This is a genomic window from Burkholderia sp. MR1-5-21 (genome assembly GCF_053427715.1).
On record NZ_JBSAXD010000052.1, the window covers coordinates 1 to 16,617 of the forward strand.

Here is a 16,617-nt window from a genome sequence, read left to right on the forward strand (position 1 = left end):
CGCCGAAGCGGGGCTTTTTTTCAGACGAAATCTCGCGCTGAACTTACAGCGGGCGAATGTTCGCAGCTTGCAGACCCTTCGGGCCCGTCTTCACTTCGAATTCGACCTTCTGGTTTTCTTGCAGCGTCTTGAAGCCTTCGACGCGGATTTCCGAGAAGTGCGCGAACAGATCGTCGCCGCCGCCTTCCGGGGTGATGAAGCCGAAGCCCTTTGCGTCATTGAACCACTTGACGGTACCGGTTGCCATGTTACTTGTTCCTAAAAAGATAAAACGGGGCCGAAGCCCATGGGTGCGGAAAATCAAGGAAGGGGTAATAGGACCAACCGGAGTACCGTTGATGGGCGAACTACGAAAGAACCAATTCACTCGCCACTTGAAATCCTGCGTGGATCTTTATACGGCGAATTCACCGCGCGGTCAACCGTAATTCCATGCTCTCAGGGTTATTCCGAGTTTAGAGCTTACAAACATTGCAATCGCCATGATTTTTTTGTAGGGGGCGATCGATTTTTGGCGCCAATCCGGAGGTGCAACCGTTAAACTACGCGCCCCGTGGACGGGTTGCCCTGATCGGGTGATGCGTCCCCCCAAGAATGCGTGCGCGGTGCAATCCGAGCCGATCCCGGATAGCGGACCGACCATGCTTTTTGAGACACAGGAGAGGATGTGAAGAGTTCTATTCAACGGAACATCGGCCCGTTTGCACTGATGCTGACGGGGCTGGGTTCGATTATCGGCTCCGGCTGGCTGTTCGGCGCCTGGAAGGCCGCGAAGATCGCCGGTCCGGCGGCGATCTGCGCGTGGATCATCGGCGCGGTCGTGATTCTCGCGATTGCGCTGACGTATGCGGAACTGGGCGCGATGTTCCCCGAGTCGGGCGGCATGGTTCGCTATGCACGCTACTCGCACGGGTCGCTGGTGGGCTTCATCAGCGCGTGGGCGAACTGGATCGCGATCGTATCGGTGATCCCGATCGAGGCGGAAGCGTCGATCCAGTACATGAGTACGTGGCCTTATCCCTGGGCGCACGCGCTGTTCGTCAACGGCGAGCTGACGACCCCCGGCCTGCTGCTGTCGGCCGTGCTCGTGGTGATCTACTTCCTGCTGAACTACTGGGGCGTGAAGGCGTTCGCGCGTGCGAACACGGCGATCACGATCTTCAAGTTCCTGATCCCCGGCCTGACGATCGCCGGCCTGATGTTCTCGAGCTTCCACTCGGAGAACCTCGGCACGGCGACGAACGCGAGCTTCGCGCCGTACGGCTGGTCCGCGGTGCTGACCGCGGTCGCGACGAGCGGCATCGTGTTTGCGTTCAACGGCTTCCAGAGCCCGGTCAACCTCGCGGGTGAAGCGCGCAATCCGTCGCGCAGCGTGCCGTTCGCGGTGATCACGTCGATCCTGATCGCGCTGGTGATCTACGTGCTGCTGCAAGTCGCGTACATCGGCGCGGTGAACCCGGCCGACATCGCGGCGGGCTGGTCGCACTTCAACTTCAAGTCGCCGTTCGCCGAACTGGCGATCGCGCTGAACCTGAACTGGCTCGCGATCCTGCTGTACGTCGACGCGTTCGTGAGCCCGAGCGGCACCGGCACGACCTACATGGCGACGACGACGCGGATGATCTACGCGATGGAGCGCAACAACACGATGCCGAAGATGTTCGGCAACGTGCACCCGCTCTACGGCGTGCCGCGCCAGGCGATGTGGTTCAACCTGCTGGTTTCGTTCATCTTCCTGTTCTTCTTCCGCGGCTGGAGCTCGCTCGCGGCGGTGATTTCGGTCGCGACGGTGATCTCGTACCTGACCGGCCCGATCAGCCTGATGGCGCTGCGCCGTTCGGCGACCGACATCGAGCGTCCGCTGTCGATCCCGGGCATGAAGCTGATTGCACCGTTCGCGTTCGTCTGCGCATCGCTGATCCTGTACTGGGCGAAGTGGCCGCTGACCGGCGAAATCATCCTGCTGATGATCGTCGCGCTGCCGGTGTACTTCTACTTCCAGGCCAAGGCCGGCTGGGGCGGCTGGGGTGCCGACCTGAAGGCCGCATGGTGGCTCGTCGCCTACCTGCCGACGATGGCCGTGCTGTCGCTGATCGGCAGCAAGGAGTTCGGCGGCCACGGCGTCCTGCCGTACGGCTGGGACATGCTGATCGTCGCGGCGATCGCGCTGGTGTTCTACTTCTGGGGCGCGAATTCGGGCTACCGGACCCAGTATCTCGAAGAGCGCGAAACGCACGACGAGATCCTCGAGGGTGTCGGTGCCTGACGCATCGTGACCTGCCGCCGGGATCGGCGGCGGCAGGTCAACGAAAAAAGCCCGTTCGAGCGTTCTGCTCGGACGGGCTTTTTGTTTTTGGGGCCGGCTTGGCGTCGGCGCTGGAGCCGGCGCCGCAGAAAGGCCCGTGGCCGTCAGCTGCTCAAGCGGCCGCGCCGGCGAACACGTAGTTCGTCATCGCGAGCACGCGCTGGTAGGTGCCGAGCGACTGGATGCCGAGCTGGTAGTCGTCGTCCGCTGCGCCGAGCGCAGCGAACACCGGCAGCAGGTGTTCGTCGGTCGGATGCATCAGCACCGCATGCGGCGCCTGGCGGCGATAGTCGAGCAGCGCGTCGATGTCGCGCGCGGCGAGCTTCGCCTCGAACCAGTCGGTGAATTCAGTGACGCGCGGATCGGCATCCTCGGGCGCCGCGCCGAAATCGGCGGCGCGCAGGTTGTGCGTGATCTGGCCGGAGCCGATCACCATCACGCCTTCGTCGCGCAGCGGCCGCAATGCGCGGCCGAGCGCGAAGTGATGGGCGGCATCCGCACGCGGCTGGATCGATAGCTGCGCGACCGGCACGTCAGCTTCCGGGAACATCAGCAGCATCGGCACCCATGCACCGTGGTCGAGGCCGTGCTCGGTCGTCTGGGTCGCGATGCCGGCCGCGTTCAGCAGGCCGGCCGCGCGCTCGGCGACGTCCGGCGCGCCCGGCGCCGGATAGCGGATCTCGTACAGCGCGCGCGGGAATCCGTAGAAATCGTGGATCGTTTCCGGATGCTGCGCGACGCTCGCGACCGGCTGCTGGGTGCCCCAGTGCGCGGACAGCATCAGCACCGCGCGCGGGCGCGGCAATTCGCCACCGAGGTGCGTGAACGCGGCGGACGGCAGCGTCGGATCGATCGGCAGCGTCGGCGCGCCGTGGGACAGGTAGAGCGAAGGCAAGCGGTTCATGGTGGTGGCCTGCGAATGATGTTGGCTGTGACTATAGCTCCCCATCATTTGTTGATAAATTCATTGGCACGAATTTGATTGAATCTTGTTTGTTGATAATTGGCGGAGACTGCGGCCTGGGTGCGCGTGTCTGCGAGAATGGGCGATATTCGCCGGCGATGGCTGGCGAAATGATGCGGATGAGCGGAGAAGCGAGGGGAGGGGCGCTTGGTGCGCGCCCCGTTACTGCGCGTGCCGGATGCCTTCCCAGGGTGTCGTCAGCGGCGCGCTCAGCGCGAACAGGTCGAGCACGCGCGCGACCGTCTGGTCGACGAGTTCCTCGATCGTCTTCGGCATCGCGTAGAAGGCCGGCAGCGGCGGAAACACGATGCCGCCCATCTCGGTCACGGCGGTCATGTTGCGCAGGTGCGCGAGGTTGAACGGCGTTTCGCGCACCATCAGCACGAGGCGGCGGCGTTCCTTCAGCGTGACGTCGGCGGCGCGGGTGATCAGGTTGTCCGACAGGCCGTGCGCGACGCTCCCGAGCGTCTTCATCGAGCACGGCGCGATCACCATCCCGTCGGTCGCGAACGAGCCCGACGCGATCGTCGCGCCGACGTCGCGCACGGAGTGCACGACATCCGCGCGTCGTTCGACGTCGGCCTTCGACAGCTGCAGTTCGTGCTGGATGTTGAGCCAGCCGGCGCTCGAAATCAGCAGGTGCGTTTCGACGCCGCCGGCGGCGCGCAGCATGTCGAGCAGCCGCACGCCGTAGATCGCGCCGGTAGCGCCGGTGATCGCAACGATCAGGCGGCGCGGCGGCGCGCTGCGGGATTCCATCGGGGAAGGGGCGATACGGCGCGTTAAGCGGCGGCGAACAGTTGCTGCAGTTCGCCCGACTGGTACATCTCCATCATGATGTCCGAGCCGCCGATGAATTCGCCCTTCACGTACAGCTGCGGAATGGTCGGCCAGTTCGAGAATTCCTTGATGCCCTGGCGAATTTCCTCGTCCTCGAGCACGTTGACCGTCTTGAACTGGTCGACGCCGCAGGCCTTCAGCACCTGCACGGCGCGGCCCGAGAAGCCGCACATCGGGAATTGCGCGTTGCCCTTCATGAAGAGCACGACCTGGTTTTCGTCGACGATTTGCTTGATACGTTGTTGGGTGTCCATGACTGACCTTGCGTTTGCGGGGCGTTAGAACGAAATGATAGCGGATTTCCACCGGCCGGGCCGGGCGTCAGCCGGCCCGGCGGCCGCCGGTGGTGCGCTCGATTGCGGCGAGATCGGCGAGCGACCTGATCGCGACGAAGCCGCGCGCGGCGAGCAGCGCGCGCACCGCGTCGGCCTGGTCGTAGCCGTGCTCGATCCACAACGAGCCATGCGGTTTCAGGAACGCGCCGGCGCCCGCGACGATCGTGCGGATCGCGCTCAGGCCGTCGGCGTCGTCGGTCAGCGCGCCGCGCGGCTCGAAGCGCAGATCGCCTTGCAGCAGGTGCGGGTCGTGCTCCGCGATGTACGGCGGGTTGCTGACGATCGCGTTGAACGCAAGCGACGGATCGAGCGCCGCATACCAGTCGCTCTGCAGCCAGTGCAGCAGGCCGCCGGGGCGGTGCGCGTCGAGCAGCTTGTCCGCGTTGCGCCGGGCGACGCTCAGCGCAGCCGGCGAACGGTCGAGCGCCCACACGCGCGCGTCGGGCCGCTCGGCCGCGATCGACACCGCGATCGCGCCGCTGCCGGTGCCGAGGTCGAGCACCGCGGGATGCGCGACCCCGTCGATCGCGTCGAGCGCCGCCTCGACGAGCAGTTCGGTTTCCGGACGCGGAATCAGCACGTCCGGTGTCACGTCGAACGGCCGCCCGAAGAACTCGCGCACCCCGACCAGCTGCGCGACCGGCTCGCCCGCGACGCGGCGCGCCTCGAGCGCGCGATAGCGTTCGACCGCGGCCGCGTCGAGCGGCTCGTCGCCGCGCGTGATGAGTTGCGTGCGCGTCCAGCCGAGCGCATGCGTGAGCAGTACGCGCGCGTCGACGGGGTCGAGCGGCGACGCGCGCAGCAGGTCGACGGCGGTCGTGGCGCTCATCGCGGGCTCAGTCGGCGTCGCCGAGCGACGCGAGCAGTTCGGCCTGATGCTCGCTGACGAGCGCGCCGATCAGTTCGTCGAGATCGCCGTCCATGATCGCCTCGAGCCGGTACAGCGTCAGGTTGATCCGGTGATCGGTCATCCGGCCCTGCGGGAAGTTGTACGTGCGGATCCGCTCCGAACGGTCGCCCGAGCCGATCAGGCTCTTGCGCGTCGCGGCTTCCTTCGCGTGCTGCTCGTGATACTGCTTGTCCTTGATCCGCGCGGCGAGCACCTTCAGCGCGCGGTCCTTGTTCTTGTGCTGCGAACGGTCGTCCTGGCACTCGACGACGATCCCGGTCGGGATGTGCGTGACGCGCACCGCCGAATCGGTCTTGTTGATGTGCTGGCCGCCCGCGCCCGACGCGCGGAAGGTGTCGATGCGCAAGTCGGCCGGATTGATCTCGACCTCGCCGATCTCGTCGGCTTCCGGCATCACCGCGACCGTGCACGCGGACGTGTGGATGCGCCCCTGCGTCTCGGTGGCCGGCACGCGCTGCACGCGATGGCCGCCCGATTCGAACTTCAGGCGCGAATACGCACCCTGGCCCGCGATCCGCACGATCACTTCCTTGTAGCCGCCGAGATCCGACGCGCTTTCCGACATCATCTCGACCTGCCAGCGCTGGCGTTCCGCGAAGCGCAGGTACATGCGCAGCAGGTCGCCGGCGAACAGCGCCGATTCGTCGCCGCCCGTGCCCGCGCGGATTTCGAGGAAGATGTTGCGCTCGTCGTTCGGGTCCTTCGGCAGCAGCATCTTCTGCAGCTCGGTCTCGAGACGGACCATGCTGTCCCGGGCGCTCTTGATCTCGTCCTCGGCGAAGTCGCGCATCGACGCGTCGCCGAGCAGCTCCTGCGCGGCCACCTCGTCGCTGCGCGACTGGCGCCACAGCGCGTACTGCTCGACGACCGGGCCGAGCTCGGCGTGCTCGCGGGTCAGCTTGCGGTACTGGTCGAGATCGGCAGTGACGTTCTCGCGGCTCAGCAGGTCGTTCAGTTCGGCCAGCCGTACGGACAGCTGGTCGAGCTTGCGTTGCATGCTCGTCTTCATGGTGTGGAGCGGCGCTCCCGGCAAGGTATTCGGAAAGGATAGTCCGGCGCGCGGGCCGGCGGAGGGGACCCGATCGGCGCTAGTGGCCCGACTGGTCGTTCGAGCGCGGCGCGTGCTGGTAGAAGCTGCGCATCAGGTCGATCAGCGAATCGCGATCGGCGCCGTTCGAGCGGTTGAGCGCGCTCGTCGGGCCGTGGATCAGCTTGTTGGTCAGCGCCTGCGACAGCGCTTCGAGCACGGCGGCCGGATCGTCGCCGCGCGCGAGCATCTTCTGCGCCTTGTCGACTTCGGCGCGGCGCAGCGCATCGGCCTGCGTATGCATGTGCCGGATCACCGGCACGACGCTGCGTGTGTCGAGCCACTGCATGAAGTTCTGCACGCGCGTCTCGATGATCGCCTCGGCCTGGGCGACCGCGGCCTGGCGCGATGCGTTGCCTTCGCGCACGATCGCGCCGAGATCGTCGACGGTGTACAGGAACACGTCCTTCAGCTCGCCGACTTCGGGCTCGATGTCGCGCGGCACCGCGAGGTCGACCATGAAGATCGGCCGGTGACGGCGCGCCTTCACAGCGCGCTCGACCGCGCCGAGTCCGATGATCGGCAGCGTCGACGCGGTGCACGACACGATGATGTCGAATTCCTGCATGCGGGCCGGCAAGTCCGACAGCGGCATCGCGCGGCCGTTGAAGCGTTCGGCGAGCTTCTGGCCGCGCTCCGCGGTGCGGTTCGCGACAACCAGCTCGCGCGGGCTCTGCGCGGCGAAGTGCGTCGCGCACAGCTCGATCATTTCGCCGGCGCCGATGAACAGCACGCGCTGGTCGGACACGTTCTCGAAGATGCGCTGCGCGAGGCGGACCGCGGCGGCGGCCATCGACACCGACTGCGCGCCGATCTCGGTCGTGCCGCGCACTTCCTTCGCGACCGCGAAGGTGCGCTGGAACAGCTGGTTCAGGTAGGTGCCGAGCGCGCCGGCTTCCGACGCGGTGCGCACCGCGTCCTTCAGCTGGCCGAGGATCTGGGTTTCGCCGAGCACCATCGAGTCGAGGCCTGACGCGACGCGGAACGCGTGGCGGACCGCTTCCGACTGCGGCAGCGCATACAGGTGCGGCGCGAGTTCGTCGACGGGAATCCGGTGATACTCCGACAGCCAGCGCACGGCGCCCTCGCGCGCCGCACGGTCGTCGGTCGCGCAATAGAGCTCGGTGCGGTTGCAGGTGGAGAGGATCGCCGCTTCCGGCGCATTGGGCGCCTGGGGCCCGAGGAAGATGCTCTTGAACGTGACGAGAGCCGGCTTGATCTGTTCGAGCGGAAACGCCACGCGTTCGCGCAAGGCGACTGGCGCAGTGTGGTGGTTGATTCCGATCGTGAGGAGTTGCATATCAAGGGCTATCGTTTAGCCCCGTATTATAGCGTCTCGGCGATTTCGTCACTCGATGCGTAGCGGCCGTCGGCGGCAGAGGGCCGGCAATTTGGGGGCTCGATCGGCACCTGGTCGAGCTGGTAGCCATAGCCGTACAGCGGCAGCAGCCGGTAGCCGTGCTCGGGCAGCAGCTTCAGCTTGCTGCGCAGCCGGGACGCGTGGGTGTCGAGGGTGCGCGACTTCATGTCGCGCCGGCGCGCCCAGACCGTTTCGAGGATATGGGCACGCGACACGGGCCGGGACAGGTTCGCGAACAGCAGCAGTGCGAAGCGGAACTCCTTCGGCGTGAGCGCGACGACCTCGTCGCCGAAGCGCGCGAGGCAATGGGTGGCGTCGAACGCGTATTCTCCATACGTATCGCGCGAGCGGTTCGGCGGACGCCGGACGCCCGCGCGGCGCAGCAGCGCGTTGACGCGGGCGAGCAGCTCCGGGCCGCTGACCGGCTTGACGATGCAGTCGTCGGCGCCCGCATGCAGGCACGACACGATCTCGCTTTCGCGCGGCATCCGCATCACGGCGATCGCCGGCAGGCCGGGCAGGATCGCCCGGGCACGCGGAATCACTTCCTCGGCGGGCTGGTCGCCGGCCCAGTCGCCGGTGATCAGCATGTCGCAGGTATCGGTGGCGAGCCACTCGAAGAACCGTGCGCTGGACTGGAACGGGTGGCAGAGGTGGCCGCCCGCGAAGAGGAGGCGATTCAAGAGCGCTGCATGTCGCGCATCCGGATCGATCAGAGCGATTCGCATGGGATTTCTTCATTACGGCAGCCGGTGCGCGCTTGCCATAACGTCCGGTCGGCCCCTACACTCGAACGTTACGCGGCAAGTACCCTGCTGATCTCGGTTTCGATGGATGGGTCGATGCTAGCCGCGGGAATCGTTCACGCCTATGGGACGAATCTGAAATTAATAGAGGCGTCGAATGAACTGGTTTGGAATCATCGTCCTGGGAACGGCCGTCGGGCTGTTCGGCCGCTGGCTGCACCCGTTGCGCCGCGACGGCCGGCCGGCCTGGTGGGGCGCGGTACTCGCCGGCATTGCCGGCGCGGCTGCCGCGAAGATGGCCGGCAATCTCTCGGGACTGTTTTACGACGGCGAGACGCTCGAATGGCCGGTCTGCACCGGTGTCGCGTTCCTTGCCGTAGCCGCGACGGTCGCGCTGGCGGCGCGTCGCTGATTGCTCTCAGGTGAAATCATGAATGCCCGTTTTCCCGAAGCCTCGTCGGTGCCGGCCCGTCTCGCGCTGCTGCGTGGCGCGATGGTCCGCGAGAACTTGGTCGCCTATCTCGTACCGTCGGCCGATCCCCACTTGTCCGAATACCTGCCCGAGCGCTGGCAGGCGCGCCGCTGGCTGTCCGGCTTCACGGGCTCGGTCGGCACGCTCGTCGTCACCGCCGATTTCGCGGGACTGTGGGTCGACAGCCGCTACTGGGTGCAGGCCGACGCCGAACTGGCCGGCAGCGGCGTCACGCTGATGAAGATGACGGGCGGGCAGCAGAGCGCGCCGCACGTCGACTGGCTCGCGCAGAACGTGCCGGCAGGCGCCACGGTCGGCGTCGACGGCGCGGTGCTCGGCGTCGCGGCCGCGCGTGCGCTTTCGACCGCGCTGACCGCGCGCGGCATCGCGCTGCGTACCGATCTCGACCTGCTCGACGCGATCTGGCCCGAGCGGCCGGGGCTGCCCGACGACACCGTGTTCGAGCACGTGGCGCCGCAGGCCGACGCGACGCGCGCGAGCAAGCTCGCCGAGGTGCGCCGCGCGATGCACGCGCAGGGCGCGCAATGGCATTTCGTGTCGACGCTCGACGATCTCGCGTGGCTCTTCAACCTGCGCGGCGCGGACGTCAACTTCAACCCGGTATTCGTTGCGCACGCAATGATCGGCGCCGATCGCGCGACGCTGTTCGTCGCCGACGGCAAGGTGCCGCCCGCGCTCGCCGCGTCGCTCGCGCTGGACGGCGTCGACGTGCGGCCGTACGACGCCGCGCGTGCGGCGCTCGGCGCGCTGCCCGACGGCGCGACGCTGCTGGTCGATCCGCGCCGCGTCACGTACGGCACGCTCGAGGCCGTGCCGTCCGGCGTGAAGCTGATCGAGGCGGTCAATCCGTCGACGTTCGCGAAATCGCGCAAGACGTCCGCCGAGATCGAGCACGTGCGCGTGACGATGGAGCACGACGGCGCGGCGCTCGCCGAATTCTTCGCGTGGTTCGAGCAGGCGGTGAACCGCGAGACGATCACCGAGCTGACGATCGACGACAAGCTCACGGCCGCGCGTGCGCGCCGTCCGGGCTACGTGTCGCCGAGCTTCGCGACGATCGCCGGCTTCAACGCGAACGGCGCGATGCCCCATTACCGCGCGACGCCGGAGTCGCATGCGACGATCGCCGGCGACGGCCTGCTGCTGATCGATTCGGGCGGGCAGTACGTGAGCGGCACGACCGACATCACGCGCGTCGTGCCGGTCGGCATGGTCAGCGACCTGCAGCGGCGCGACTTCACGATCGTGCTTAAGTCGATGATGGCGCTGTCGCGCGCGCGTTTCCCGCGCGGCATCCGCTCGCCGATGCTCGACGCGATCGCGCGCGCGCCGATGTGGGCGGCCGGGCTCGACTACGGCCACGGCACCGGCCACGGCGTCGGCTACTTCCTGAACGTGCACGAAGGTCCGCAGGTGATTTCGCACTACGCGCCGGCCGAGCCGTACACCGCGATGGAGGAGGGGATGATCACGTCGATCGAGCCGGGCGTGTACCGGCCCGGCAAGTGGGGCGTCCGGATCGAGAACCTGGTCGTCAACCGGGCCGCCGGGCAGACGGAGTTCGGCGATTTCCTCGCGTTCGAAACGCTCACGCTGTGCCCGATCGACACGCGCTGCGTACTGGTCGAGATGCTGCACGAAGAAGAGCGCGCGTGGCTGAACGCGTATCACGCGACGGTGCGCGAACGCGTCGGCCGGCACGTGAGCGGCGACGCGAAGGCGTGGCTCGACGCGCGCACGCAGCCGATCTGACGCTGGCGCACGCCGCATCGATTCGAATCACCAAGAACGAGAGACGAGGGCAGCGATGGCGAAAGTGGCAGTAATCGTGGTCGACATGCAGCGCGGGCTCGTGCAGCGGACGAATCCCGCGCACCGGCTCGACGACGTGGTGGCCGGCATCAACCGGCTGACGGCAGCGGCGCGCGCGGCGGGCGCGCCCGTCTGCTTCGTGCAGCACGACGGCGACGCGGACGACGACATCGTCCCCGGCACGCCGGGCTGGGACCTGCATGCGGACCTCGTCGTCGCGGACGGCGACTGGCGCGTGCGCAAGCGCTTCGGCGATTCGTTCCACGAGACGCCGCTTGCCGAGCGGCTCGATCGCGACGGCATCGGCGCGGTGCTGATCTGCGGCTATGCGACCGAATTCTGCGTCGACTCGGCCGCGCGCCGCGCGGCGCTGCTCGGCTACCGCACGACGGTCGTGTCCGACCTGCACACGACGAACGCGCGCGCGCACCTGTCGGCCGCGCAGATCGTCGCGCATCACCACTTCGTCTGGGAAAACAACACGCTGTCGGGCAACGCGGTGACGCCGCGCCCGCTCGCCGACGTGCTAGCGACGGAGTTCGCATGACGATCAAGGCCGTCATATTCGATTTCGGCGGAGTGCTGATCGACTGGAGTCCGGAGTACCTGTACAAGCAGCTGATTCAGGACGACACCGAGCGCCGCTGGTTTCTCACGCACGTATGCGGGATGGACTGGGTGATCCGCCAGGACGGCGGACAGACGATCGAGGAAGGCACCGACGAACTCGTTGCGAAGTTTCCGCAACACGAGCCGCTGATCCGCGCGTTCTACACGCGCTGGCACGAGATGATCGGCGGCGTGCTCGCGGAAGGTGAGGCGCTCGTCGACCGGCTCGATGCGCAGCGCATGCCCCTCTTCGGGCTGACGAACTGGTCCGCGCAGACGTTCCCGTATGCGTGGGACAGGTTCCCCGTGCTGCGGCGCTTTCGGGACATCGTCGTGTCGGGCCGCGTGAAGCTCGTGAAGCCCGATCCGGCGATCTACCGCGAGATGCACGCGCGGATCGAGCCGCACCTGCCGGGCATCGCGCCGCACGAACTCGTGTTCATCGACGACAACGCGAAGAACGCCGCCGCCGCGACCGCGCTCGGCTGGCACGGCATCCACCACACGAGCGGCGCGGCCACCGAGGCGCGGCTGCGCGAGCTGGGCGCGCTCGCCTGAGCGGGCGACAGTCGGGTCGGACAGACTGCGCAGCGGCAGCCGTGGCCCGCGTGCCACGCGCAGCCGTGCAAGCGCACAAAAAAACAAAACCCCACGCTCCGAAAAACGTGGGGTTCTTCATCAGTCTGGCGCGGGCCGGCGGCCCGCTTTTCCGTCTCGTGAGCGCAGGGGCGCCGGCACCGCGTTGCCGCGACGCGGGCAACCCACCCGCGCCGTTCAGCGGCTGATCGGCTTGTAGCGCAGGCGGTGCGGCTTCGCGGCTTCCTCGCCGAGGCGCGCCCGCTTGTCGGCCTCGTACTCCTGGTAGTTGCCGTCGAAGAACACGGCCTGCGAATCGCCTTCGAACGACAGGATGTGCGTCGCGATCCGGTCGAGGAACCAGCGGTCGTGCGAGATCACCATCACCGAGCCCGCGAATTCGAGCAGCGCGTCTTCCAGTGCACGCAGCGTTTCGACGTCGAGGTCGTTCGACGGTTCGTCGAGCAGCAGCACGTTGCCGCCCGCGATCAGCGTCTTCGCGAGGTGCAGGCGGCCGCGTTCGCCGCCGGACAGGTTGCCGACGACCTTCTGCTGGTCGCCGCCCTTGAAGTTGAAGCGGCCGATATACGCGCGCGACGGCGTTTCGTACTTGCCGACCGTCAGGATGTCGGCGCCGCCGGAGATTTCCTCGAACACCGTCTTCGAGCCGTCGAGCGCGTCGCGGCTCTGGTCGACGTACGCGAGCTTCACCGTCGGGCCCCGCACGATCTCGCCCGAATCCGGCTGCTCCTTGCCCGTCAGCATCCGGAACAGCGTCGACTTGCCGGCGCCGTTCGGGCCGATGATGCCGACGATCGCGCCGGCCGGGATCTTGAAGTTCAGGTTGTCGATCAGCAGGCGATCGCCGTACGCCTTGCTGACGTTCTTGAACTCGATCACTTCATTGCCGAGGCGGTCGCCGACCGGAATGAAGATTTCCTGCGTCTCGTTGCGCTTCTGGTATTCCTGGCTGTTCAGCTCCTCGAAGCGCGCGATACGCGCCTTCGACTTCGCCTGGCGGCCCTTCGGATTCTGGCGCACCCACTCCAGTTCCTTCTTGATCGCCTTCTGGCGCGCCGATTCCGACGCTTCTTCCTGCTTCAGGCGCTCTTCCTTCTGGTCGAGCCAGCTGCTGTAGTTGCCCTTCCACGGAATGCCGTGGCCACGGTCGAGTTCGAGAATCCATTCGGCCGCGTTGTCGAGGAAGTAGCGATCGTGCGTGACCGCGACGACGGTGCCCGGGAAGCGCACGAGGAACTGCTCGAGCCAGTCGACCGATTCGGCGTCGAGGTGGTTGGTCGGCTCGTCGAGCAGCAGCATGTCGGGCTTTTCGAGCAGCAGCTTGCACAGCGCGACGCGGCGCTTCTCGCCGCCCGACAGGTGCTCGATCTTCGCGTCCCACGGCGGCAGGCGCAGTGCGTCGGCCGCGACTTCGAGCTGCTGCTCGGGGCTGCCGCCGTCGCTCGACGCGAGGATCGCCTCGTACTTCGCCTGCTCGGCTGCGAGCGCGTCGAAGTCGGCGTCCGGCTCCGCGTAGGCCGCGTAGATTTCCTCGAGTTTCTTGTTCGCCTGGAACAGGTCGCCGAGGCCTTCCTCGACCGCTTCGCGCACGGTCTTGGTCGGATCGAGCTGCGGTTCCTGCGGCAGGTAGCCGATGTTCAGGTTCGGCATCGGCGTCGCTTCGCCTTCGATGTCCTTGTCGACACCCGCCATGATGCGGATCAGCGTCGACTTGCCCGAGCCGTTCAGGCCGAGCACGCCGATCTTCGCGCCGGGGAAGAACGACAGGGAGATGTCCTTCAGGATCTGGCGCTTGGGCGGCACGATCTTGCCGACCCGGTTCATCGTGAAAACGTATTGGGCCATGTGCGTGTGAAAGTCAAAGGTTGAGGCCGCCGCGCAGCGGGCTCGCATCGCGGCGTCGGGTGATTCGGTCCGGAGAGTGCCGCAGGTCGTGCGGCGGGATCGCCGCGTGTCGGCGGCGCGAGCGGCTATTGTACTTCGGCGCCGGCTGCCGCTGGCGCGGCGGGTGGGCGCGCCGGTGTCGCGCCGGCATGGAGACGCGGGCTGCTATGCCGCGCCCGACATCTGCGCCGCGCCGTCGGCCAGCGCCGCGTCGAGGATCCAGCGGCGGAATGCGGCGACTTTCGGGCGCTCGGCATGGTGCGGCGGATAGACGAGGTAGTACGCGAAATCGTCGAGCCACGTGACGTCCGCGAGCTGCACCAGCCGCCCGCTCGCGAGCTCGGCGCGCACCATCGCGGCGGGCAGGAGCCCCGCGCCCTGGCCGGCGACGATCGCCTGCAGCAGCAGGCCCGCGTCATCGAACGCAGGGCCGCGCGGCGGACCGAAATCGTCGATCCGCTGCGCGTCGAACCAGATGTGCCAGCCCTTGCGCTCGGCGTCGTGCAGGTGCGGCCATGCGACGAGATCGGCGGGCGTCGCCGGCATGCCGAGCCGTTCGACGAGCGCGGGCGCTGCCAGCGCGACGATCTCGACGGTCAGCAGGCGTTCGCTGCACAGCCCGACATAGCGGCCGAGGCCGTGGCGGATCGCGACATCGACGCCGTCGCGCGCGAAGTCGGCGTGCGCATGGCCCGTGACGACCTGCAGGTCGACATCCGGGCACGCATGCCGGAATTGCGCGAGGCGCGGCACGAGCCACGCGGACGCGAAGAACGGCGTGACGCTGACGGTCAGCACGCCGCTGTCGGCCGTGCCCGACACGCGCTGCGATGCGTCGGCGATCTGGCGGAACGCGTTGCGCACGGGCGGAAGATAGTCACGGCCGGCGGCGGTGAGCAGGATCCCGCGGTTGACGCGGTCGAACAGCTGCACGCCGAGGTGCGCCTCGAGCGTGCGGATCATCTGGCTCACCGCGCCGGGCGTGACCGACAGCTCTTCGGCCGCGGATTTCACCGACAGGTGGCGGGCGGCCGCCTCGAACGCGCGCAATGCGTTGAGCGGCGGCAGGCGGGACCGGTTCATTGAGTTTTTCTAAAGCGAAAGGTCGACGAAATATCGTTTGTGACGGCGAATACGCTCGAGTAACGTTGTCGCACGGGTTGCATCGTGGCGACCGGGCCTCGGCCGCCGATCAGACCAACATAGTTCAACTATATCCATGAGGCAATCCGGATGCCGCCTGCGGGGGCGGCGGAACTGACCTGAGAGGAGCATCGTCATGAACCGTCCGGGCGCGCCGCGCCTCTTCTATGGCTGGTACGTGGTCGCTGCCGCATTCGCCGTGACGTTCGTCGGCTTCGGCAGCGCGTACACGTTCAGCGCCTTCGTCGAACCGCTGCAACGGGACTTCGCCGCGTCCCGCGGGCAGATCTCGCTCGTGTTCTCGCTGGCCGGCTTCCTGTATTTCGGCTTCGGTGTCATCAGCGGGCCGCTCGCCGACCGTTTCGGCTCGCGGCGGCTCGCCGTCGCCGGCATGCTGCTGACGGCCGCCGGGCTCGCGGCCGCCGGCGCCGCGCGCACGCTGCCGCAGGTCTATGCCGCATACGGGCTGGGTGTCGGTTTCGGCGTCGGCTGCGCGTACGTGCCCGCGATCGGCGCGGTGCAGCGCTGGTTCGTGCGGCGGCGCGGCTTCGCGTCGGGGCTCGCGGTCGCGGGCATCGGCGTCGGCACGCTCGTGATGCCGCCGCTCGCGTCCGCGTTGATCGCGCACATCGGCTGGCGCGGCGCGTATCTGACGCTTGGCGGGCTCGCGGTCGTGGTCGGCGCGGGGATGTCGCTGCTGATCGAAAACGATCCGCGCGGACGGGGGCTGCTGCCTGATGGCGACGCGGGGAGCGGCCGCCCGTGGGCCGGCCATCCGGGGGCCGGCCAACCTGGGAGCGGCGCTTCAAAAGCAGGTGGCCCGGCAACCGGCGTGCATGCCGCGCGAGCACCCGCCGGGGCGACCGTCCGCGAGGCCGTGGCGTCGCGGCCGTTCGCGAGCCTCTATGCGGCATGTCTCGTGTGCTCGTTCGGCGTGTTCGTGCCGTTCGTGCATCTCGTGCCGTACGCGCTCGATCACGGCGTGAAGCCCGCTGCGGCCGTGCTGCTGCTCGGCGCAATCGGCGTCGGCAGCACCGCGGGCCGGTTCTTCCTCGGCGGGCTCGCCGATCGCTTCGGCCGCCGCACATCGCTGCTCGCGATGTTCGCCGGGATGGCGGTCGCGCTCGTCGCGTGGGCCGGTGCCGGCGATTTCGCGACGCTCGCCGCGTTCGCGCTCGTGTTCGGCGTGTTCTACGGCGGCTGGGTCGCGGTGCTGCCCGCGGTCGTGATGGACTACTTCGGCGGCCGCAATGTGAGCGGGATCATCGGCGTGCTTTATACGAGCGTCGCGTTCGGCACGCTGATCGGGCCGGCCGCCGCGGGCTTCATCTACGATGCCGGCGGCGGCTACCTGGTGCCGATCCTCGCCAGCGCCGCCGCGAACGCGATCGCATTCGCGATCGTGGCGGCGACCGGGCGCGCGCCGGCCGCCGCGCATGCGGCAGGCGGATAGGCCGATAGGCGTGCGCTCCGATTTCCGGCAGGATGGCCGAACCGTCAACCCGTAAGCCGCGGACGGACGTTCGAGGAGG

General features: G+C 67.7%; 16 protein-coding genes. 6 read left to right on the plus strand and 10 right to left on the minus strand.

Annotation, left to right across the window (positions count from 1 at the left end; all coding sequences use genetic code 11):
• Positions 1–43: 43 nt before the first annotated feature.
• Positions 44–247, minus strand: coding sequence for a cold-shock protein (locus ACV229_RS38505; RefSeq protein WP_006400508.1), 204 nt, complete (start codon positions 245–247; stop codon positions 44–46).
• 420 nt (positions 248–667) lie between these two features.
• Between ACV229_RS38505 and ACV229_RS38510 the strand changes: the two genes are divergently transcribed.
• Positions 668–2,266 (plus strand): APC family permease, encoded by a 1,599-nt coding sequence (locus ACV229_RS38510; protein WP_448088287.1) that lies wholly within the window; start codon positions 668–670, stop codon positions 2,264–2,266.
• A 151-nt stretch (positions 2,267–2,417) separates the two neighbouring features.
• Here the strand turns inward: ACV229_RS38510 and ACV229_RS38515 are convergent, their stop codons facing one another.
• The 7 genes from ACV229_RS38515 to ACV229_RS38545 all read right to left on the minus strand — a co-directional run bounded on the left by ACV229_RS38515 (position 2,418) and on the right by ACV229_RS38545 (position 8,529).
• The gene (locus ACV229_RS38515; RefSeq protein ID WP_448088288.1) at positions 2,418–3,209 is read right to left on the minus strand and encodes a DODA-type extradiol aromatic ring-opening family dioxygenase; all 792 of its coding nucleotides are present in this window, start codon (positions 3,207–3,209) and stop codon (positions 2,418–2,420) included.
• A 222-nt stretch (positions 3,210–3,431) separates the two neighbouring features.
• Positions 3,432–4,028 (minus strand): UbiX family flavin prenyltransferase, encoded by a 597-nt coding sequence (locus tag ACV229_RS38520; protein WP_448088289.1) that lies wholly within the window; start codon positions 4,026–4,028, stop codon positions 3,432–3,434.
• Positions 4,029–4,051: 23 nt separating this feature from the next.
• Positions 4,052–4,363 (minus strand): Grx4 family monothiol glutaredoxin, encoded by a 312-nt coding sequence (gene grxD / locus ACV229_RS38525; RefSeq protein ID WP_017333676.1) that lies wholly within the window; start codon positions 4,361–4,363, stop codon positions 4,052–4,054.
• Positions 4,364–4,430: 67 nt separating this feature from the next.
• Positions 4,431–5,273 (minus strand): peptide chain release factor N(5)-glutamine methyltransferase, encoded by an 843-nt coding sequence (gene prmC / locus ACV229_RS38530; RefSeq protein WP_448088290.1) that lies wholly within the window; start codon positions 5,271–5,273, stop codon positions 4,431–4,433.
• Between the two features lie 7 nt (positions 5,274–5,280).
• Entirely contained in the window at positions 5,281–6,363 is a 1,083-nt protein-coding gene (gene prfA, locus ACV229_RS38535) for a peptide chain release factor 1 (RefSeq protein WP_448079459.1), read from the minus strand.
• Positions 6,364–6,442: 79 nt separating this feature from the next.
• On the minus strand, positions 6,443–7,741 hold the full coding sequence (gene hemA, locus ACV229_RS38540; RefSeq protein ID WP_448088291.1) for a glutamyl-tRNA reductase: 1,299 nt from the start codon (positions 7,739–7,741) through the stop codon (positions 6,443–6,445).
• A 26-nt stretch (positions 7,742–7,767) separates the two neighbouring features.
• Positions 7,768–8,529 carry a response regulator transcription factor gene (locus ACV229_RS38545; protein ID WP_448088292.1) on the minus strand — a complete coding sequence of 254 codons (762 nt, stop codon included), beginning with the start codon at positions 8,527–8,529 and terminating at the stop codon, positions 7,768–7,770.
• Positions 8,530–8,704: 175 nt separating this feature from the next.
• Here ACV229_RS38545 and ACV229_RS38550 point away from each other — a divergent pair, with 175 nt between their 5' ends.
• Genes ACV229_RS38550 through ACV229_RS38565 form a run of 4 tightly spaced genes read left to right on the plus strand, consistent with a single transcriptional unit; the run spans position 8,705 to position 12,019 of the window.
• On the plus strand, positions 8,705–8,959 hold the full coding sequence (locus ACV229_RS38550) for a hypothetical protein (RefSeq protein WP_448088293.1): 255 nt from the start codon (positions 8,705–8,707) through the stop codon (positions 8,957–8,959).
• Between the two features lie 18 nt (positions 8,960–8,977).
• On the plus strand, positions 8,978–10,792 hold the full coding sequence (locus ACV229_RS38555; protein WP_448088294.1) for an aminopeptidase P family protein: 1,815 nt from the start codon (positions 8,978–8,980) through the stop codon (positions 10,790–10,792).
• 55 nt (positions 10,793–10,847) lie between these two features.
• On the plus strand, positions 10,848–11,399 hold the full coding sequence (locus tag ACV229_RS38560) for an isochorismatase family protein (protein WP_448088295.1): 552 nt from the start codon (positions 10,848–10,850) through the stop codon (positions 11,397–11,399).
• On the plus strand, positions 11,396–12,019 hold the full coding sequence (locus ACV229_RS38565) for an HAD family hydrolase (RefSeq protein ID WP_448088296.1): 624 nt from the start codon (positions 11,396–11,398) through the stop codon (positions 12,017–12,019). The genes ACV229_RS38560 and ACV229_RS38565 overlap by 4 nt, the downstream gene beginning before the upstream one ends.
• Before the next feature lie 216 nt (positions 12,020–12,235).
• Here the strand turns inward: ACV229_RS38565 and ettA are convergent, their stop codons facing one another.
• Positions 12,236–13,903, minus strand: a complete 1,668-nt coding sequence (gene ettA / locus ACV229_RS38570) for an energy-dependent translational throttle protein EttA (RefSeq protein ID WP_448088297.1) — start codon at positions 13,901–13,903, stop codon at positions 12,236–12,238.
• 204 nt (positions 13,904–14,107) lie between these two features.
• Entirely contained in the window at positions 14,108–15,025 is a 918-nt protein-coding gene (gene gcvA, locus ACV229_RS38575; protein ID WP_448088298.1) for a transcriptional regulator GcvA, read from the minus strand.
• A gap of 196 nt (positions 15,026–15,221) precedes the next feature.
• Between gcvA and ACV229_RS38580 the strand changes: the two genes are divergently transcribed.
• Positions 15,222–16,538 carry an MFS transporter gene (locus ACV229_RS38580; RefSeq protein ID WP_448088299.1) on the plus strand — a complete coding sequence of 439 codons (1,317 nt, stop codon included), beginning with the start codon at positions 15,222–15,224 and terminating at the stop codon, positions 16,536–16,538.
• The last annotated feature ends 79 nt before the right edge of the window (positions 16,539–16,617 follow it).